The organism is Cellvibrio sp. PSBB023, from assembly GCF_002007605.1.
Taxonomy (GTDB): domain Bacteria; phylum Pseudomonadota; class Gammaproteobacteria; order Pseudomonadales; family Cellvibrionaceae; genus Cellvibrio.
On the sequence record NZ_CP019799.1, the window covers coordinates 3629055 to 3650350 of the forward strand.

Below are 21296 nucleotides of genomic sequence, written 5' to 3' on the forward strand. Positions count from 1 at the left end.
GAAACCTTGGTGAGTAGTAGCTTGAAGCGGTGTAAGCAGAATAGCTTATCACTAGCTGAATAGAACTATTTGGCGGCAATTTGGAATTATTGTTAACAAATTGTTACTGCGCCAAACTGTCAATGCCATCACGCTCTTGATAATATCCAACCTCGGATTTATTTAGGCCTGAAGGAACTAATGAAAACATCCCTGATCCTCAAATTTCTCAGCGCACCGCGACCTGTCAAACGTTTGATTTCGATCGGTTACGATGCGCTCGCGATTGTCATTTCATTCTATTTGGCTTATTCCTTACGCTTGGGAACTATGGGGATAGATATTGATCGCCCATTGTTAACGTGCCTTGCTCTTACGCTAATTATCTCCATCTTCACATTCATTCGCATGGGGCTTTACCGCGCAATTCTGCGTTATATGACCCAGCATGCCATGATTACCATATTCACCGGCATTCTGATCTCCAGTTTGGCGATGACTCTCAGTGCATTCTTTTTCCAGGCATTTTTGCCGCGCTCGGTGCCGATCATCTATGTCTTCACCACCTTGATCCTGATTGGTTTGCCGCGACTGATTTTTCGCAATGTGGTCAGAATGGTTACGCCCAGGGGCAATGTTAATGTTGTTATCTATGGTGCAGGTGAAACCGGTAATAATCTCGCCAACCAACTGCGATTGAGCGGCGAGTTCAATCCTGTTGCTTTTGTGGATGACGAAAAACGCTTGCATGGCAGCGTGCTGAGTGGTTTATCTGTATATCATCCGCACAAATTAGCGGCGCTAATAGAACAGCATTCTGTCACGCGTATTTTATTAGCCTTGGGTAACATCAGCAGGCAAGAGCGTGTCCGCATCATTCGCTACCTTGAGCCCCTGCTGGTACAAGTACAGACCATCCCGCCGGTAACAGATATAGTCAAAGGCACTGCCCGTGTTGACGAGTTGCGCAATATTCAAATTGAAGACTTGCTCGGGCGAGATCCAGTAGAGCCAGATACACTACTGATGAGTAAAAATACAACCGGCAAGATCGTAATGGTTACCGGTGCGGGCGGGTCGATTGGTGCCGAACTTTGCCGTCAGCTTATTCAGTTAAAACCGCAAAAAATTATTCTTTTTGAGCAAAACGAATACAACTTGTATCGCATAGAAAAAGAACTGAATGTTTTGCAAGCAGGTAGCATGCCTTCAGTTGAATTGGTTTCGCTGCTGGGTTCAGTGCAAAACTTCCCCTTATTGGATCTGGTCATGCGCCAATTTGAGGTGCACTGTGTCTATCATGCGGCTGCCTACAAGCATGTACCCATGGTTGAACAAAACATTATTGAAGGCGTAAAAAATAATTTGTTTGGCACCAAGAATGCCGCGGAAGCCGCATTGCGCAACAATGTGAAAAACTTTGTGTTGATCTCTACCGATAAAGCGGTGCGTCCTACCAACATCATGGGAGCCTCCAAACGCCTCGCCGAATTGGTGCTACAAGATCTTGCTTCCCGTCCATCAAAAACTATTTTCAGTATGGTGCGCTTTGGCAATGTATTGGACTCATCCGGTTCAGTCGTACCCCGTTTCCGTGAACAAATTAACAACGGTGGTCCCATCACCGTCACCCATAAAGATATTGTGCGCTACTTCATGACCATCAGCGAAGCGGCGCAGCTGGTCATTCAGTCTGCCTCTATTGCTCAAGGCGGTGATGTATTTGTACTGGACATGGGGGAGCCAGTAAGAATCCTGGATTTGGCGCGCGAGATGGCGCTGCTGTCGGGCTACAGTATCAAAGATGACAACAACCCGAATGGTGATATTGAAATCCAATTCACTGGGTTACGTGCGGGTGAAAAATTATACGAAGAGCTACTTTGCGGTGAAAATTGTGAGGGCACTGTTCACCCGCGCATCATGCGCGCCAAAGAAAAGAAAATGGCTCCTGCGGAACTGGAAAAATTATTAATTCAGGCAAAAGGCTTTTGTGAAACCTATCGCTACCAGGAATTATTTAGTTTGATAGTAGATTCGGATGCTGATTTCGATCCCCTCTATGAGATCAGCGACCTCATGCATAAAACCCGCAAAGAAAACGCAAAGCTTTTACTTATTCCTGGGCTGACAGAAAAAAATGACACTAGAGTCAACGGAGGATAAGTTATTTTTTGTTACTTTCCACCATATTACATGGTCATGCTAAACAAATAGAATTCTGCTGGTTGCATTATCTGTTGCACTACTTTGAGTTTTGGAGCCTTTCGGGGCTCTTTTTGTTTTTTTATTTTACCTTAATTCTTACTAAAGCTTATTTCATGGCGATCATTAAATGGTCTTTAATCTCTTAACTAGCTCTGCAATTAGTATTGGTTTCCTGCTTCATTCTCTGATTATAGGGTGTGCGATATTTGTGTTCGCTGGTCTTTTAATATCACATATGAAGGATAATAATTGGCTTTATACTTTTTTTGCTTTAGTAAGTGGCATCTTGATAAATATCCTGTTGCTTATGCTGTTGGGATCGGTAGGGTATTTGAACCCGCTCTGTGTAAGCATAGTGGCAGGTTTGGCACTTGGCGTGGCCTTGTATTGTATGAAAAAAACACTTTGTCAGTTGCCTAAGTGTTCAGTTTTTGCAATAACTTCCTCTTCATTACTTTTTGGATTGACAGCCGCATTCGCATGGCATGCCCCAGGATATTGGGATGATACTTCGTTTCATTTGCCCCTAGCTCGCTTTTATCTCGAACAAGAAGCTATCGTTCTTAACGAATATGTGCGCTTTCCTCTATTTCCTCAAAATACAAATATGTTGATTGTATTGGGATTAATGTTAGGCGATACATTGACAGCGCAAATATTCGCTACTTTGCCATGGTTTGTAATTGGCATAGGCCTGATAGGTATATGCAATTGGCTGATGGGCATGAAGATTCTTGGTGTATTTATTGCGGTATTTTTGGTGAAGTTTATTGGTGCATTCAAAGCAGGTTTTGGTTATGCCTATGTCGATACTGGTTTGGCTATGTTCTGTTGGGCTGCAATTGTTGCTCTTGCTATTTGGTTTGAGTCATACAAAACAAATAAATCCTATAGTTTGAAAGTGCTATTGCTGGCAGGATTTTTTGCAGGAGGTGCTGCAGGTACTAAGTTGTTTGGTGGTATATTCGCCTTTTGTATTTTTGTTTTTATTCTATTAATGACAAGAAACTTGAGATATAGCTTGCTTTTTGGAGGAGTGGTATTAATTAGTGGCGTCTGGTGGTATCTACGTAGCTATTTGATATCAGGCGATCCATTTCATCCTGTCGCAGCTAAATACTTTGGTTACTATCTTTGGAATGAGCATGATTTATTTTCCCAAATTTCCGAGCAAAAGACCCATGGTGCTTTAAGTGAACCATTGAATTTATTGTTGGCACTAAAACAGGCCGGAGTGGTTATTTGGATATTGGCTATTATCGGATTTTTTTATAAGAATATACCCGTTGCTATTAGGGTAATGCAGGGCATATTTATTGCGTATTTCATTTTCTGGTTTTTTGTTTCTCAAGTAGATCGTTATCTTGCCCCTATTGTTGTATTGGGCACTTTTCTTTCATTTTATACGCTCTACAAGCCAGTAGTTTATTTCCGCAGAAAACTTTCTTTTTTTAAGATTGGTAAAAAAGGATTAGTAGTTTCGCACATGCTTATATTACTCCTGTGTCTCTCAGTCGGTGTGAAAGAGGTTAAGCGCAATATTAAAAATTGGGACAATCATCTACTTAACACACATGGATATTCATTATTTTTGAGAGCTAGTGAGATGACCCCATTATATGGGAATCGATTAGTGCAATTGGGTTTTGAAAATGCAGCATATTTCTTTACCGGAACAGCTATTGGAGATTGGTTTGGGGTAGGACGATATACACAAATGATAACTTGCAACGATGATGGTTGTATTCCATTAGGCGAGAGTGAAATGGAAGGCATAATGAATAAATTTGAGAGTAGAATGATTGCAATTTCTTATGTTCGTTATCCTCTATTTAATGCTGAAAATTATAAAAATGAATTCAACCTCATTTTTCAGAACAAACAGGGTGCTCTATTCGTTCTGAAGGAAAAATAAAAAATTATCGCTGAATTTTTTAAATTACCTATAAATCCTGAAAAATAATAAAGGACTCGAGATGATCGATAATAAAAAAACTATAGCCGTCATAATTCCCTGCTATAAGGTAACCCGCCATGTGATGAAAGTTATCGATGCTATGCCGGAGTTGGTGACTTGTATTTATGCGGTTGATGATTGTTGCCCTGAAAATTCCGGTGCTTATATTTTAGAAAAGAATAAAGATCCGCGTGTAAAAGTATTATTTAACGAAAAGAATAAAGGCGTTGGTGGTGCGGTGATGACTGGTTATCGCGAAGCTATAAAGGATAATATGTATATCGCAGTAAAAGTTGATGGCGATGGTCAAATGAATCCGGCATTAATTCCCGATTTCATTGAGCCTATTGTTTGTGGCGAGGCAGATTATACCAAAGGTAATCGATTTTATAATTTGGAGGAAATACACCAAATGCCGAAAATTCGTTTATTTGGTAATGCGGTATTATCTCTTATGAATAAGTTATCTTCTGGCTACTGGGATATATTTGATCCCACTAATGGTTACACTGCAATTCATACAGACGTACTTAAAAAAATGCCTTTTTCAAAGATAAGTGAACGTTATTTTTTTGAGTCAGATATGTTATTCAGGCTAAATACCCTCAGGGCTAAGGTAGTTGATATTCCAATGGATGCACATTACGATGATGAAGAAAGTCAGCTAAAAATAACAAAAATTATTGGTGATTTTTTTTTAAAAAACATTAAAAACACATATAAGCGAATTTTCTATAATTATTTTCTGCGCGATATGTCGCTTGCATCTATTGAGCTGGTGCTGGGTTTATTATTATTGTTATTTGGTACGTGCTATGGGTTATTTCATTGGGTTAACTCTGCGCAAGAAGGAATTGTAACTCCAACGGGAACGGTGATGTTGGCTGTCCTGCCGATAGTGATTGGCGTACAATTAATTCTATCCTTTCTGGCTTATGACATTGAAAACGTTCCAAGGCGTAGAATCCATAAAAAATCATAACTCCGCAGTACTTTGAATATTTACAATATACTTCTTTTTAAGATAAGTAATCTTGGCTTCAACTAAAGTAACCTCTGATAACGCTTTTTAAACATCTAGTTTGATGCGATTTTTTAAAATTTTCTAGATAATTTAAGAGGATAAAAATGAATAAGCCATTATTTATACATTGTCATATTTTTAAAAATGCAGGTACAAGCTTAATAGAGGCCTTTCGTCATGCATTTCAAGAAGATGCTATTGAATTAGAGCCTGCTGATCCTGATGAGTATTTATCTTACGCTGACATAGAAGAAGCATTGGTTAATAATCCACAGTTAGTTTTTATTTCAAGTCATCGTATTAAATTACCTCTTCCGATTTTTATAGGAAATAGAAAAATTATTCCTATAATTTTCTTTAGAGATCCAATGGCTCGATTAAGTTCGGTGTATAGATTTGAGAGAAAAGAAAGAAGGCCAACTGTTTATTCTGCTTTGGCAAAAATTTCTTCTATGTCTATTTTTTTTAATACAATCATTGAGGTGGGGTTTGATGTAATTGTTTCAAATGTTCATGCAGATTTTTGTTCGTTAAGCTCTACTTATAACTTAAATGAGTTTCAGGAATATCTTAAAGATCATACTCTTGTTGGATTAGTTGAAGATAGCAATTTTTCAATGGCGCTTATTGAAAATGAAATGAAGAGATATTATCCAGAGAAATCGTTACCTTTATTTAATGAGAATGTAACTTGTAATAATCGAGATATAATGGCCAACTGCCAAAAAATATTAGAAGAAATGGGGGGCGAAATTTATAAAAAATTAATAATAAAAAATGATATTGACTACCGACTTTATACAATGGTGTATAAGCACTTGTTAAGTAAATGGGTTGTTGAAAAAAACAAAACTGTTTATTTTAATTACTGTAAAAATAATAGAATTAAAATAGATGATAATGATAAAAGAGTGAGATCAATCCATAGTTTGGATTTTATTAAAAATAATAAAATGAAGGAACCTGCCGGGAGTGTAAGATTTGAATCAAAATGGGTTAGATTGAAAAAAATTAGTAAAGCGCAAAATAATAAACCTGTACTGGAAGCAGTAAGAATGGCAGATGTTGGTGAACCAGCAGTGGTGTTTGTGCCAGGTCAAGAGCTGTTTTTTGAATGTAAAACTAGATGGCCAATGAGAGTAAGTTGTCCAGCTATAAGGATTATAATTAAAGACCATAGAGGTAAAAAAATCTTCAATATAACTAAAGTTGCCTTAGAGAACACCTTATCAGGAGTTGATAAAGAATTGTGTGAAACGTATGACGTTAGCATTATCTTGCCGGCGATGATTTCCGGTTTGTATAGTATAGATGTCGACTTCGGAATTGGTTTAAATGGATGTTTTAAGGTGATTGCAACACAAGAGTCTGTATTAGCATTTGGTATAAAGTGTACTAGTCGCGACCTGATCTGACACTTCAGCTTGAAAGAAGAGAGTTACCGGTTTTGAATATGGGTGTCGAATCCTAAAACAAAACCACAAAGGTAACTCTCATGCTACATACTAACAATCCCATCATAAAACACAAAGCTGGCCTGCTGAATTTGGCGGAAGAGCTTGGAAATGTATCAAAAGCCTGCAAGGTAATGGGTTTCTCTCGCGACACTTTCTATCGCTATCAAGAGTTGGCGCAAGAAGGTGGTGTTGATGCACTGATAAGCCGCAGTAAGCGCACTCCCAATCTTAAAAACCGTATCGATCCTGCCATTGAGAAAGCTGTTCTTGATTATGCCGTTGAACAACCTGCGCATGGTCAGCATCGAACCAGCAATGAATTGCGTAAAACGGGTATTTTCGTATCTGGCAGTGGCGTGCGCTCAATTTGGTTGAGGCATGGTGTCGAGAGTTTTAAAAAGCGATTGCAGGCGTTGGAAGAGAAGGTTGCCAAAGAAGGTATTCTACTAACGGATAACCAGATTGCCGCGCTAGAACGCAAGAAAATCGATGATGAAGCCTCCGGTGAAATTGAAACACATCATCCTGGCTATCTTGGCTCGCAAGATACGTTTTATGTAGGAAGCCTCAAAGGCGTAGGCCGGATATATCAGCAAACGTTTGTAGACACCTACAGCAAAGTGGCATTTGCCAAGCTCTATACGAGCAAAACACTGATCACATCAGCTGATCTACTCAATGACAAAGTGCTGCCATTCTTCGCTCAGCAGCAGCTACCTATGCTGAGAATTCTCACGGATCGCGGTACGGAATATTGCGGTCGAATGGATCAACACGATTATCAGCTGTATCTCGCCATCAATGATATTGATCACACGAAAACAAAAGCGCAGTCGCCGCAAACGAATGGCATCTGTGAGCGATTCCATAAAACGATACTGCAAGAGTTTTATCAGGTGACGTTCCGCAAAAAACTTTATGCAACGCTGGAAGAATTGCAAAAGGATCTGGACGAATGGATGAAATACTACAACAATGATCGAACTCATCAGGGCAAAGTTTGCTGTGGTCGAACACCACTGGAAACATTGCTGGATGGAAAGAAGGTTTGGGCGGAGAAGAATTTAGCTTAAATCTAAACTGACAGGCACCCGTAAAAACCGGTAACTGTCAGATCAGGTCTGAGCTAGTACACAAACAATCGTCAAAACCGGTACTGTCAGCTCAGGTTTGAGCTAGTGCTCTTAGGCTAGTTTCTTCTTGCGAATTACGACGCGATATTCTTTCGATACTGCTCGGCATCCCAATTAAGCAATGCTGCTATTTCGTTATTGCTGAGTATGCGCAATTCGGAATCATCAGGTATTCGACTTATTACATTAAAATAACAAAGCAACTGCTCCTTTTTTGCCTGATTAAAAGAATCTAATGCATACACGCCTTTGCTTAAAATAAAGATAAGTTCAGGCTGTTCTGCATTTATTACGTTGGAAAATTCGTCCCATGATGCAAAGATGTTGGCTTTGTTTCCAAGAAATACCACGTGATCAGGATATAATGACCAGTGTGAATTTAATCTATTAAAATATTTTGGTGATGTTGCAAGTAGATTTATATTTTTATCTTCAACAAGATTATACATTCCCAATTTTTTCTGCACTTCGTTTTCAGGAAAATTCGAGACTGCAGCAGTTGGTGGCGCATATTCCTTAAAGCATCTAATCACCTTTTCTATTAAGTCAAGCACTTCTTCCGTACTTTCTGCCGCAAAAACAACGCCATGATTTTTCATAAGTACGATATTGCATTTTGAATTATTTTGTATCGCATCCCATGCCGCTGAGGCCAATTCAGCGCCAGGTTTAAAATAGTTTACCGTAACCCATTCAAATTTTTCGCCAAGAATTTTTTTTAATAAAATGTCACAATCACTGCGAACAAGATAGGCGAGAATTTCGACTGCATGAATGTGCACAACAATGCGCTGAGGCATTAATGCGTGAAGCAAAGTTTCTATGGAAGGTCGAAGTTGTGAGTCGTTTAAAACTCTGGGAGTAAAATTAAATTCATTATTATGTATATGATCAAGAGTGTGAGTTAAATCCACAGGAATAAAAATATCTTTGATATTTGCTTCGGCCAGTCGTGTGCCAGATGCTTTAATCCATAGCGTTTTATCATCTTGTTTCCAAGAAACATTGCCTCCGGCAGCTTGCACTAATAGGCTATCTTCTCCCAATGTTGAGCAAAGCTGGCTAATTTCAGCTTTTAATGATGATTCAGGATTTTTCATAATTAATGTCCCAATACTGCAATTAGTTTTCTGATTTCATTAAACTCTGAGAAGGCAAGATCTGGTGTATTTTCTTCACTACCTATGTCAGAACTGGAGTTCACTTTTTGTAAGGTTATTGCCTCAATAGCTAATTTGGCTCCATAAATATCGTTTACAGCATTATCCCCAATCATCCAAATGCATTTTCCTTTAGGGCTAATTTTTTTCATCGCCATTTCGAATGGGGCAGGGTTGGGCTTGTCAAAGCCAGCCTCTTCGCTAGTAACTATAAAATCAAAATAATTATCGAGTCCGAAATATATTATTTTTCTGAATTGAATTTGAGTTGTCAAATCAGTAATTACTGCCATCGGAATACCTAATAATCTCACATCATCAAGTAGCTCTTTTACATTATCGAATAAAACTGATTTACTTAAAAAGGTTCTCCAATAAGTTTGTTCTAAATCTAGGGCAACGAGTACTTGAGACCCTAATCCCATAATTTCTAGCATGCGTTGAAAATATAAAAGCCGACTATGCGATGAGGCTGTTAATTTCAATCGTTCTTTAACTTCTTTTCGTGCGCTTTTAAACGCCTTATCAAAGTTTTCAGGTGAAATTGAAAAGGTGGAAACAACTTTATCCTTGACTGCATTTAATGCAGCAGCATGAGATGGTTCATATGAATATAGCGTGTTGTCAATATCAAAAAAAATAGCATCTGGAATTTTTGTAAATTTGCTCTGATTTATAAATTTTATCATATAAACCTTTTTGTTAATGCCTGATTAATATGTGAAAGAGTAATAAGTTGCATAATGCCGAGAATGCCATCAGCCCATTTAGGCTCGATATCCAAAAAGTCTATTACTTGGGGGCACATCATTTTTGCTGCAAGGCTTATGTCTTGTGATTGAATATCCCCTTCAATAGTTAATTCAATCTCGCCCAAGTCATTTCTGACTGTCATGTCTACATGCAAACAACATATCCCAACCAAAATTCTATTGAGGGAGGTCTCATTTAAACCGTGACGAGACTTTACTCCTAGTTTAAATCGCAAAGAGACGTTGCTTGTGTCGATCGATTGAAGCATGTGCGGATGTATTGGTTGAATAGAAAACACCAAGTCGGCATGCTTTTCTTGAGGCCTAATAAATAGGCATGCATCAGGTTCCCTTCGTTCAAAAGACTCTAATACTTTTTCTAAGCGATGCCCTCTAATATTTACATCCCTAACCAACTTAAAATGTCGTCTTAGTTTTTCATCTATGTCAAGATAGATACTTAGATTATAACACTCTCTTAGTATTGGCATATAAAGTGCGTGCAAACCACTAGCTAAGATGAAATCATTACTTTTTATTTTGAAAGGCCTGCTCATTCTTCCGGTGTTATGATCATAATGCCTGGAATGAATAGGCTTGCCATCAGTTAATGAAATTAAGTCGCTTGCAAAACTTTCTAAATCATTTGCTTTTGGATTGAGGTGCGTCATTACTTGCCACATTGGTTTTTGACGATCCCATAAGTGATAATCATCTCCCGATAAGGTTGTCACAGAATGGGCCCCAAAAAGCCCTTTTATTGCGTCAGAAAATGTGTCTTTCCCTGACCCTGAATCACCTGCAATACCTATGACAAATGGCTTCCTGCTGAGGCGGAAATAATCATTTCGATTGACATTTTCATGCCAAATCCGGAATGTGAGAATTATGCCTATTGAAACCATTGCTGTATGAATAATAGAGGGGAAATTTTTTCCGAATAGATCTGGAAATTTTCCTATAAAAAATAAAGTGCTAATTGAATATAAAATTGAAATTGTCGAAACTAAGATAATAGAGCTTTGATTGCTGGTCGTTTGATATCTAACCAATAGCGGAATTGCCCAAATAAACCACCCTGGAGATGCAGGTGTTAGTAATATTACAAGTAAAAACGCGATGCCAAGCATCGCATTGAACAGCTCGTAATTTAATCTTTTGGTTCTCCATGTTGCATAAATTGTCAATATATATATTGTTGGAACTAAATATACAGAGAGCTGGGTGTTGAGTTCAAAACCCATTAAGAAAACCTTAGTTATTTCTTGGTTATTGAATAACATACCCATTCCTTCTCTTGAGAAAAGGAATGGGACTATAAATATAAAAAAGCTAATGCTAGCGCCTTGTAAAAATGGAATTAAAAATTGCTGCATTGCTCGATTGTGCAAAAAATAAATAGCAATGAATGGAACAGCGATTACCATGCTCAATTTTGCTGAAATGGCCAATATAAGCAGAAAACCTGAAATTACTGGTCTTGAATGATTAAGAAAGTATAGAGATGATGTCAAAATGACCACAGGAATAAGATCATTGAACCCTAGCCAATAGCTTGCAATAACTACAATGGGCGAAAACCAATATAACAGTAGTAACAAATTATTCTTGTTGGGAATCATTTTTTTTAGCAAAATTAATAAAATAAAATCTGCTAATAGAATTGTTGCACCATATGCCCAAATTAAGGGAAGTTCTATGGTTTTAGCTAGCAAAGCTAGTGGTAGTAAAATAATCCACATTGCATAGCCATAAGGAAATGCGGCAGGGTCTCCATGGTGATTTATCCAGCTATTCCAAGGGTCTAACGTAAATAAATTTGTACTAGCATCAAGAAATGGTACGTACCATTCCGTTACAGGTGTCGGAGAGATAAATAAAATCATTCCTAGTCGCAAAAAAAACCCTATTAAAAATAAAGGATTAAATAGAATTTTTTTCATCTGGCAATAGTTTCCCATAGATCGGGTCGTTTAGTGCAAACCGCATCTGCAATTATGTCATTTTTGTCTAAAAAATTAATCAGCTCTGGGATCGAGGTCTCTGGATTTTTTCCTTGAAGCTCGGGTGATACTAGGCAGGTTTTAAATGATGCTCTTTTTAGAGCTAAAAAATCCTCTTTTGTTAGAGGAAATTTTGTGAAGCAATCAATCCATGTCCATTGAACTTTTCCACTCAAATTTATTGCGGTTTCGATTGATTCAAACTCAGAAATACGCACGGCACAACGACGTTCTCCCAAGTTTGACCATTTAATTAAAAATGGAAATGATTGATCGAGAAAAAAATAATCGTTAATTTTATAGTGATTCATAATTTGAATCAAATTGGATTCTAACCCTTCTTCTTTGATATTTAAAATTAATGTCTGGTGATTATAGTTTTTAATCCAGTCTTCAAATAGTTCGCCTTTAATAAAGGGATCATGATGAATAACCAGGTGTTCGCCATAACTTCGTATATCTACCTCAATACCGTATTTTTGGGGCGTACTAATGAGCTCATTGATTGTATTACGTCGATGTAGAATTATTTGCACTTTGGTTTTTCCTGAGTTGTAAGCTAAATTTGATAGTGCGGAGAATAAATTTTTTCTTGGCCGTCCAGTTCACATTCCAGTGAGAAACGCCATGAGCTCGTTCTCCAAATTTCACTGGAAATCTATATATATTAAGGCTGGATTGTCGAGCCATGTAATATGCGTATAAATCCAAAGAAAAATCGGTAGGTGCATTTTTCCACGATTTAAAAAAAGCCTTAGAAAACATTGTGGGCTGTGCATTAATATCCCACAATTTATTTTTTAGTAAAATTGTTTCAAATATACTCATGCCTATAGTAAATATAATGTCTGCTAATGGACGTCCATAACGACGCCCTTTTACAAAAATGTTTGTCCCATATTTTTGAAAGAATTTAAATCCTTCTAGTGCGTCTTGAGGATCTGTTTGCATATCTGCATGAGTCCAGCCTAAGACATCTCCTGTCGCAGTGTTCAGGCCTGCGAGAATTCCAAAACCATAACCTTGGTTTACTTCAACTCGCACTACTCTGCAGCCGGGGTAAGATGGCAATAATTGTTCGAAAATTATTGAGCTTTCATCTGTAGATCCATTGTCAACTAAAATTACCTCGATGTTATTGTTCAGGGTTATTGATTTGCAGCGCTCCAAAAGCAAAGGGATATTTTGAGCTTCATTATAACAAGGGATAACAAGAGAAAGTTTCATATTTCTTCCTAAGAAGGGTTATGCTTAAATACAAAAAATTTCATTCCGATGAAATTCAAGCAAGATGACACCGTAGTGGCAATTACAAAAGCAATTAATATTGAGTATTCAATTCCACTCATTAAAATTAATGAACTCGAATTAATCGCCACATTAGCTCCTAATGTGACTGTATATAAAAGTATAAACTTTGGTATGCTTCTTCTGGTGCTTTTTCTATGCCCAAAAGTCCACATACGATTAGCAAAATAGGCGAAAACAGTCCCACATATAAATCCACCAGCTTTTGCATATCCAACGTTTAAGATGTTGAAATGATACAAAGTCATATAGGATATATAATCTATTAAGACTGTAAGTACGCCAACAACTAAAAAAGTAATTAGCTCGCGCTTTATCATATTATGCCTTTGGTAAATCAGGAATTGTTTTCCTATAGCGTTGCTTTAATACAACTACGGATTCTGGGGGATATTTCTATCTAAATCTAGTTGATAAGGGTGAGAGCTCCATTTATGGAAACATGATTGCCAATACTCAAATGTTCTTAAATCGTTTGGAGTACCCCATGAAAGATAGTGCTCTACCTCGAATAATTGACAATTGAATCCGAGCTCAATGGCATCGTTAATACAAGAGTCAAGATAAAACTCACCATTAACTCTCCCATCTCTATCAATTAGATTTTTTACAACGCGATGAAAAATATCAGCATTTCTGAATGTGAAGGTGCCCAACACGATAGGGTCGTTTACAGGATTAGCGAGAGGAGTTTTAACTGAAATTTCACTAATTGTACCATTTTGTTCTTTTATCCACCCGAACATTGTGGGGCGGCGAATCGCGTTAGCATTTCGTCTTACGCCCCAGACAATTACATCGACTTCAGGGTTGGATGCTAATAAATTAAACGCTCTTTTGTCATAAATGGTTCCATTGTCACACGCGCCAATAGTGATGGGTTTTGACACTTGAGGAGCATTTTTTTCTAAAGCTTCTAACCCAATTAAGGCTGTGCACGCTTGGCCTTCAGTTACGGATACAATCGTTTCTATAACGGCATTCGGATAAGTGTCTTTCAACTTTTCAATTATTTGATCAACTCCCAACATATCTTTTCGCAAGACAAATACATATTGCTTGGACAAAGGTAAATCAGATGCGGCCTGAATGACCATTGGCATTCCTGATACACTAATTAATGGTTTTGTTAATTCATAACCTTCATTAACAAAACGCTGACCTAAGCCTGCCATTGGGATAATAATTGTACCATTGGGTTCAATTGACTCTTTTTGAGTAGAGGCTAGTTTTTTAAATGCATTAGACCATCCATTGTACTCTTCTACATCTGCAGGAGTTCCCCATTGCATAAAGTGTTGGAGTGGATATACAGTTACTTTCTCTCCAGCAGCAAGCATAGGTTTGTAGGCTAAGCTCACATAATATTCGCCACCGACTTGATATCCTTGGTTCATTGTTTCATGAAAGGCTGTGTTCATAGTGTTGCCGGAATCGAAATAATATGTACCACTAGATGCATATTCTTCCATTCTATTATTGGTATAAGGCTGCTTTTCCTGAATGTCTAGAACCCAACCATTTTCTTCACGCATATAAGCATAGTTTGTACTACCAAGCGTATGAGGATGAAATCCTTTGTATGCGGGAATGGATCCTTTGCAGGATGTTGATTTCACGAATGATTTAAAATGATTCCAATCCCAATAGCATGTGAAATCACAATAATTCACAATAACTGGTTTGATAGGGTCAATTAAATGCGAAACTTGGCGAACAGCATGAATAGGGCCAAGTTTGTGTGAGGGTATGCCTATGATACGACCAGTAGGGCAGTAGTGCTTAAGAATTGATTCCATTTTATAACTAGGCTCATCAAGATGATCCTGATTGCAAATAAATAAAAAATCTTGCTCTCCGGGAAACATATCTATTACATGAGCAATAATCGGTTTGCCATCAATTTCAATAAGTGGTTTGGGAACGGAGTAACCGGCTCGACGAAATCTTTCACCAAAGCCTGACATTGGAATTACAATTTGCATACTTGATATACCTTTTCACTCATTTTAAATAATGATATTGAAGTAGAAAGAAATAATATCAGCAGATTCTTTCTGGATCACATAACAGAACCCACAATGAAATTGGAAGTTGCGGCTACTGAAATTGAATTCTTCAAAAATTCTAGCTGTGGAGCTTTTGCTAAGTTATCGCAATAATTTCGACATATCAGCATTTTCATAGGAAAAAATTACCTATTAGAAAATACTGACATAAATAAATATTTAAAACATAAAATATCCAATATCCAATATCCAATATCCATGTAAATATAAAATTGAATCATGGCGAGCAGATAGATTCTTTTTCTAAAAGAGAATAGCTTCGCTTCATTTGTTATATTTCTCTATTTTGTTAGCAAAGCTCAACTCAAAGCTATTTAGTATTAATTAGTTTTATCTGCAATCATTGATTTGATACTGGTTATTTTGACGTTGAATAACCAGTAACTCGCAGATTGCTACATGAGTGTTTCTGAATTATCAAATTTTGTGTATTTTCAGGAACAACAAACTCTGTAATAAATTTTTCTGGAATGATTTTTAAATTCGCTTCTGGGGCGACACTTCTGCGAACATCATTACCAAAATCTGATGTAAAGAGAATTTCAAACGTGGCTGTAGGAGCAATAGCACATTCAATTCTAACCACAGACATATTACGGATATCATATGATTCCTCAGTGCCTTCTATATCGTGTAGGTCATAACCTTTTGGGAAATAAGCGGTATAAAGTTTGCCGAATCCAGGAAAAGGAGTATTACCAAGATTACGAGGGGTATTATTAGGGGCAAAATCTATAAATAACGTACCTGCGGAGTCTTTTAATAATGAGCTATTACGTAGAAATTTTTCTTTAGGTGCAGCTAAATTCGCGATAAATGAAGATCCAAATTGAGTATGACTAAGAACCCAATTTATTCCATTCACATACATACCACTAGTTGCGACTATATATTTAGCTTCTGTAAAACCGTTTGCGCTTGAAAGATCTTCTAGTGCAGATCGAGTCCATCCTTGTGCGTTTGTTAGCCAAAAATTGGGGATGAATACATATCTGTACGCAAAAAAACTGGCAGAAATAAAAAGGCATAAAATACTAGCTATCGACGTGATGCGAAATAGATAATGCTTACCATTAATAAAATTAAATCCATAGCCAATCAAAATTGCCACTGGAATGGCCATCAGGTCGCCATAATAAGGTGCATTTCTGGTAACTTTTATTATGGGTAAAAAGCTAAGCACGCAACAAATTGCCAGTATGATGCCGATATAGCGCTTTTGGTAAATGGTTATAAATATGGTTGCAACAGCAATAGATAATGAGCAGACTCTCAAGCTGATTTCTTGCCAAGAGAGGGTGCTTAATTCTTGAGTCATATAATCAGGTATTATGCTGTTAGGTATCTGCAGCGCAAGTAAACCGTACCCAACTAGTTTATATAAGCCATCGCTTAATGTTGGTGACTGCTCTATGCCCCCAGCAATTGCAGTTAAGCTACCGAGTTTTAAGTAGCGTGTATAGAAATATAAGACAATAAAGCTTAATAAAAGTAATGCAAACCATTTTATTTTTAGAAGCGCTAATAATTGAGCTTTAACAGGGAAGAATGTTTTTTGATGTATTTGAGAGTCGTTGCTTATAATAAAATTGGTAGCAATTAATAAGCAAACGATTGGCCACACCACCGCACTTTCTTTTGTAAATACGGTAAAAAATATAGAGAGTGCAGCGGCAGATGCCCAAAAATACTGATATTTTGATCCTAGCGTATCGATATAATTTTTAATAAATAAAAGAGATGAGGTTGCAAAAAAAACGAGAAGAACGCTAAACGATAGTCCGTATTCATATAAACCAAAAAAGAGTGCAGGTGAAAACATTAACCATGATGTTGCAACAATACTTGTAAGCGGAGAAAAACCAAGCCTTTTAACAAGGCTTATAAACATCATTGCGGTGCCAATGAAAATAATAACTGAAGTTATTCGCAACCAAAAACTGCTAACACCAAATATAGCCTTCACTGAACTAATGTATATTTCATTGAATACAGGACGATGAAAACCTAGCAATCTATATTGTTCATGATAATCGGGATTGCTCGTGCTATAGAAAACTCTAATGGCATCCCGTATGGAGTGAATTTGAGTATCATCCATCATATGCATAAGCGCATCTCCAGAGAATGGCTCAAATACAGTCCACCCATATAGAATAATGACAGCTGTTATGATAACTAGACGCGCAACCCACCAAGCCATATGTTGATGTTTGTTTTTTTTCATGCAGTAGCTCAATATTTTAAGAGAGTTTCAAGTAAGGTTTGATGATATATTAAGTTATTAGCGTAAATAATTTATTGGCTATCCTCAACTCTAAAGATGCCTACATCTATTGAACCTTGATTGCTTTGTAGCTGAATAACTACCCTTTTATCTCCAGGAGACAAAATTTGCTCTGCGGCGATGGATGCTGTTATTAAACTACCATCTACTGTCGTAATTAATGCAGGTTTGCCATCAAATAAAACTTTTGCTTCATTCAAATTTTCTGTCATGGATAGGCGCATCCAAAGCCCCATGCCTTGATCTGCTTGAATGTTTGGGTTCACCCCTGCTTTAGTTGACTGTGGCCCCCAATCAATTACCTCGTTAACTGTTAACTCTCGTTTGGAAGGTGTTTCCGTCATCCTTGCATCGGATTTTAGCTTGCTATTGTCTACAGCTTTAGAGTCTTTTGTCGGAACCTCTTGGCTACATGACAACAGCCCCAAAAGTGCAATAAAAATGTAATGTGTTTTCATAATCTACTTTTGTCGTTAGAGAGTGATTTATCGGATTGATCTTTGTTTCTAAGTTTTATTTTTTGCTTGAAAGAAAGAGCAGGTTTCTCTATTAAATTCCAGGATAAATAACCAATTGGTATGGTTAAAAGCAAGCTAATAATGAAATTCTTCCATGGTGTCATTTCAGGGGAAATTGCAACGATAAGTTGTTGTATTGGCCATCCCCATAAGTAAATCCCATAAGATGGGTCTCCATATTTTTCAATATTCAGATGAGGCGTTTGATAAGCAAACCAGAAACAAAAATAGGCTACTGATATGGCGAGCAGATAAAAATAACTATCGGTTAACCTGCTTATATAAGTCAAGAAAATAAGAGCCAGTAATATTTTTAAATTAATTTGAATTTTATCTTTATATAACTGAGCTATGATTCCGAGGCAAAAATAGCCAGCGACTTTCACCCATCCGCTGTGCAGGGGAAGCAGCTGCGGATTAGTTTGTGCTGCAATAAAAAATCCTATAAACAATAAGGTGCATAAAATTCTATAATTTAATATGCCGAAAATACCAAGCAGTGCAACTAGAGCGTACATTCGCATTTCTGCAGAAAGCGTCCATAGAGATCCATTCATAGACGTCATTTTGTGGTCTTCAAATACCCCTGGCAGTGTCCAGGCCATATTTGATGAGAATGACAAGTTTTTTATTACATACTTATAGGTGTCACTATGTTTGTAGTATTCATTTGTATTGAGGTTGGTCACCAGTGGACCTATGATAAATGAACATACTAACAGCAACACAAAAAGTGCAGGAACAATCCGCAATAACCTTGCTGTCATATAATCAACAATGTCATTCCTTTTTAAAAAGCTGCCCGATACCATAAATCCACTTATTACAAAAAACATAGATACAGCTAAATCCCCGCTATATCTTCCCCAGTTATAGTGTAAAAAAATATCTTTAACGCCTGCATCCAGGGTTAATGCAAAACTGTGCCCATAAATCACCATGCACGCTGCTATTATTCGCAACAGAAGGAAGTTGTCTTGTTTTCGGTTTTCATAATATCCAATTGAAGGCATAGCGATCCTAAATACTCGGTAGTTTTTTTCGTAGAATAACGATATAAAATATTTATCTCGCTGTTTTTATAATCACTATAATTTTTTGGCGAGTTAAAATTGCAACGGTATTTCAGTTTGAGCTCTATTGAAATCTTCAGGTATTCCAATATCGATAAAAAAATCACCCGATTTACAGGCGTATAAATTCGTTGCAACCAGTTTTTGTATTACCGCTGTTTCGAACGCAAATGGTGGCGGTACATTAATGCACTTAAAAAGTGTCGCAGGAATATCATATATTCCTGCATTGATAAAACCCGGTGCAGAAGTAGATTTCTCACCAAAACTGGTTACCAGACCCGAGTGCTCTTCAAATGTAATGGCACCATAGCGGCCTGCATTTTCGACATGCTTTACTACAATCCCAACACCGTCAGGCTTGTCATGGTTGCGCGCACGTAGATCGCTGAGATTGGCATGGCACAAGCTGTCCCCGTTCAATACAAACAGGCGATCAGATACTGCTTGTTGCAATGCAAGTTTTATCGCTCCACCCGTACCCAATGGTTCGGTTTCTTCTGCGTAAACAATAGGCATACCTTGATATTCCGAACCAAAGTAATCCCGGATCATCTGTGCTTTGTAGCCGACGGATAAAATAAACCGCGTTACGCCGCTGCGTATTAAATAGTCCAGTTGCCACGCAAGAAAGGGTTTTCCTGCTACTGGAGCCATAGGTTTAGGCAAGTCTGGCACCGCTTCACGTAAGCGAGTGCCAAAACCTCCAGCAAGAATAATTGCTTCGTACACGATATTAATTTCTCGGAAACATAGCGGCTTCAACTAAACCGCAAATGATGTGACCAATGGCAATATGGCCTTCTTGAATTTTTGGCGTTTCTTTCGATGGCATACGCAAGGTGATATCGCACATGTCGGCCATCTTGCCACCCATTAATCCTGTGAATCCGATGGTTTTGAGTTTGAGTTGCTGTGCTTCTTGAAAGGCTGCAATTACGTTAGCTGAATTGCCAGAAGTGGATATCCCAATAAATACATCACCTTCTCTGCCTAGTGCTTGGACTTGTCTCGAGAATAAACGCTCATAGCCATAATCATTTCCAATGGCGGTTAATATTGAGGTATCGGTTGTTAATGCAATTGACGCGAGGCCAGGGCGATCATAATGAAAGCGGCTGACAAATTCCCCGGCGATATGCTGGGCATCTGCTGCTGATCCACCATTACCCGCGATCAGCACCTTTCCTCCATTGCGCAGTGTTTCAACAATGGTTTCTGCACAACTCACAACTTGATTTAAGAGTGCTTTGTCTGCTTGGATGTCTGCAATCAATGTTGCTAATTTGGATAATTCATTTTCGATAAAATTAATCATATTACTCTCCAAGAGTGTGCGCCATGTTCAACAAAAACTGCTGTCATAACCTGGCCGTTAAAAGTTTCTAGGGTACGTATCACATTGGGACGTTTGGCTGGATCTACTAAAAACATCATAAATCCACCACCTCCAGCGCCAGAGACTTTACCGGCAACTGCTCCAGCATTTATGGCAGCGTTGTAAATGGTTTCTATGCTTGAATTGCTGATGCTACTGGCCATCTTCTTTTTGGCTTCCCAGGAGGAGCGCAGCGATTGGGCTAAATTCTCAAAATTCCCTTGAAGAATTGCTTCTTTCATTTTCTGTGCTTCTGCTTTTACATCATGCAATGCGTTAAGTGCATCATTGTTGCGATCAACTACGTTGTTTGTCTGCTCTTTAATGATATTAGCGGACTCACGTGAAACTCCGGTGTAGAACAGTACAAGTGATGACTCCAGTTCAGCCAGATGATTAGCCTTGACGCGCAAGGGGTTAACAATGACACGGTCGTTGTAGAATTCCATAAAATTAAAACCACCAAAGGCGGCTGCGTATTGATCCTGTTTTCCTCCCGCCAGCTTCAGGTCAACGCGTTCTATTTCGTATGCAAGTTTGGCTATGTCATATTCGCCAAGTGGAAGTGCAAGATATTCAACAAAGGCCTGTACCATGGCTACAACCATAGTTGATGATGAGCCAAGACCCGAGCCGGGAGGTGCTTCGCTGTGCGTAACTAAAGATATTGGTAGAGGTTGCCCATCCAAAAAATCCGACACTATTCTGTTATAGACGCCAGCATGTAGTCCGAGGCCAGAGGTAGCTTGAACGCTTGCAGTGGCTTCACCTTTCCATTCAGCACCTATATCTGCCGCGATAAACTCTACGCCATCCTTACAGTGTGATAGAGTTGCATAAGCATATTTATCAATGGTGGCATTTAACACACATCCTCCAAATTCATCTGAATAGGGGGAGACATCGGTGCCACCACCCGCGAGCCCTAACCTTAAAGGTGCTCTGGCGCGTACTTTTCCACTTAGCTTTGCAATATTTAAATACATGACT

The 21296-nt window shown here is 38.1% G+C and carries 18 protein-coding genes; 5 read left to right on the forward strand and 13 right to left on the reverse strand.

Annotated elements, in window-relative coordinates:
• Positions 1 to 180 precede the first annotated feature (180 nt).
• From B0D95_RS15645 to B0D95_RS15665, 5 genes are all read left to right on the forward strand, one after another.
• Positions 181 to 2145 (forward strand): nucleoside-diphosphate sugar epimerase/dehydratase, encoded by a 1965-nt coding sequence (locus tag B0D95_RS15645; protein ID WP_078044766.1) that lies wholly within the window; start codon positions 181 to 183, stop codon positions 2143 to 2145.
• A 169-nt stretch (positions 2146 to 2314) separates the two neighbouring features.
• The gene (locus B0D95_RS15650) at positions 2315 to 4102 is read left to right on the forward strand and encodes a hypothetical protein (RefSeq protein WP_078044767.1); all 1788 of its coding nucleotides are present in this window, start codon (positions 2315 to 2317) and stop codon (positions 4100 to 4102) included.
• Positions 4103 to 4163: 61 nt separating this feature from the next.
• A complete protein-coding gene (locus B0D95_RS15655) occupies positions 4164 to 5126 on the forward strand; it encodes a glycosyltransferase family 2 protein (RefSeq protein ID WP_078044768.1) in 963 nt (320 codons plus the stop codon).
• A gap of 146 nt (positions 5127 to 5272) precedes the next feature.
• Positions 5273 to 6583 carry a sulfotransferase family 2 domain-containing protein gene (locus B0D95_RS15660; protein WP_078044769.1) on the forward strand — a complete coding sequence of 437 codons (1311 nt, stop codon included), beginning with the start codon at positions 5273 to 5275 and terminating at the stop codon, positions 6581 to 6583.
• 80 nt (positions 6584 to 6663) lie between these two features.
• Positions 6664 to 7698, forward strand: a complete 1035-nt coding sequence (locus B0D95_RS15665) for an IS481 family transposase (RefSeq protein WP_078044770.1) — start codon at positions 6664 to 6666, stop codon at positions 7696 to 7698.
• 134 nt (positions 7699 to 7832) lie between these two features.
• On the opposite strand, the gene B0D95_RS15670 is transcribed toward B0D95_RS15665, so the two are convergent.
• The 13 genes from B0D95_RS15670 to B0D95_RS15730 form a co-directional block, all read right to left on the reverse strand.
• Positions 7833 to 8858 (reverse strand): class II aldolase/adducin family protein, encoded by a 1026-nt coding sequence (locus B0D95_RS15670; protein ID WP_078044771.1) that lies wholly within the window; start codon positions 8856 to 8858, stop codon positions 7833 to 7835.
• A gap of 2 nt (positions 8859 to 8860) precedes the next feature.
• Positions 8861 to 9607 carry an HAD family hydrolase gene (locus tag B0D95_RS15675; RefSeq protein WP_078044772.1) on the reverse strand — a complete coding sequence of 249 codons (747 nt, stop codon included), beginning with the start codon at positions 9605 to 9607 and terminating at the stop codon, positions 8861 to 8863.
• The gene (locus tag B0D95_RS15680; RefSeq protein WP_078044773.1) at positions 9604 to 11613 is read right to left on the reverse strand and encodes a uridine kinase; all 2010 of its coding nucleotides are present in this window, start codon (positions 11611 to 11613) and stop codon (positions 9604 to 9606) included. Before B0D95_RS15680 ends, B0D95_RS15675 begins: the two co-directional genes overlap by 4 nt.
• A complete protein-coding gene (locus B0D95_RS15685) occupies positions 11610 to 12209 on the reverse strand; it encodes a phosphatidylinositol-specific phospholipase C/glycerophosphodiester phosphodiesterase family protein (RefSeq protein WP_078044774.1) in 600 nt (199 codons plus the stop codon). Before B0D95_RS15685 ends, B0D95_RS15680 begins: the two co-directional genes overlap by 4 nt.
• Positions 12184 to 12900, reverse strand: a complete 717-nt coding sequence (locus B0D95_RS15690) for a glycosyltransferase family 2 protein (protein ID WP_078044775.1) — start codon at positions 12898 to 12900, stop codon at positions 12184 to 12186. The genes B0D95_RS15685 and B0D95_RS15690 overlap by 26 nt, the downstream gene beginning before the upstream one ends.
• An 8-nt stretch (positions 12901 to 12908) precedes the next feature.
• On the reverse strand, positions 12909 to 13301 hold the full coding sequence (locus B0D95_RS21140; protein ID WP_078044776.1) for a GtrA family protein: 393 nt from the start codon (positions 13299 to 13301) through the stop codon (positions 12909 to 12911).
• Between the two features lie 54 nt (positions 13302 to 13355).
• Entirely contained in the window at positions 13356 to 14966 is a 1611-nt protein-coding gene (locus B0D95_RS15700; RefSeq protein WP_078044777.1) for a sugar phosphate nucleotidyltransferase, read from the reverse strand.
• A gap of 442 nt (positions 14967 to 15408) precedes the next feature.
• The gene (locus B0D95_RS15705) at positions 15409 to 17277 is read right to left on the reverse strand and encodes a phospholipid carrier-dependent glycosyltransferase (protein WP_078044778.1); all 1869 of its coding nucleotides are present in this window, start codon (positions 17275 to 17277) and stop codon (positions 15409 to 15411) included.
• A gap of 71 nt (positions 17278 to 17348) precedes the next feature.
• Entirely contained in the window at positions 17349 to 17795 is a 447-nt protein-coding gene (locus tag B0D95_RS15710) for a hypothetical protein (protein ID WP_078044779.1), read from the reverse strand.
• On the reverse strand, positions 17792 to 18868 hold the full coding sequence (locus tag B0D95_RS15715) for an acyltransferase (protein WP_078044780.1): 1077 nt from the start codon (positions 18866 to 18868) through the stop codon (positions 17792 to 17794). The genes B0D95_RS15710 and B0D95_RS15715 overlap by 4 nt, the downstream gene beginning before the upstream one ends.
• 93 nt (positions 18869 to 18961) lie before the next feature.
• On the reverse strand, positions 18962 to 19660 hold the full coding sequence (locus B0D95_RS15720; RefSeq protein ID WP_168172466.1) for a nucleotidyltransferase family protein: 699 nt from the start codon (positions 19658 to 19660) through the stop codon (positions 18962 to 18964).
• A 4-nt stretch (positions 19661 to 19664) separates the two neighbouring features.
• Positions 19665 to 20246 carry a D-sedoheptulose 7-phosphate isomerase gene (gene gmhA, locus B0D95_RS15725; RefSeq protein WP_149867930.1) on the reverse strand — a complete coding sequence of 194 codons (582 nt, stop codon included), beginning with the start codon at positions 20244 to 20246 and terminating at the stop codon, positions 19665 to 19667.
• Positions 20243 to 21292, reverse strand: coding sequence for a dehydrogenase (locus B0D95_RS15730; protein WP_078044782.1), 1050 nt, complete (start codon positions 21290 to 21292; stop codon positions 20243 to 20245). The genes gmhA and B0D95_RS15730 overlap by 4 nt, the downstream gene beginning before the upstream one ends.
• Positions 21293 to 21296 lie beyond the last annotated feature (4 nt).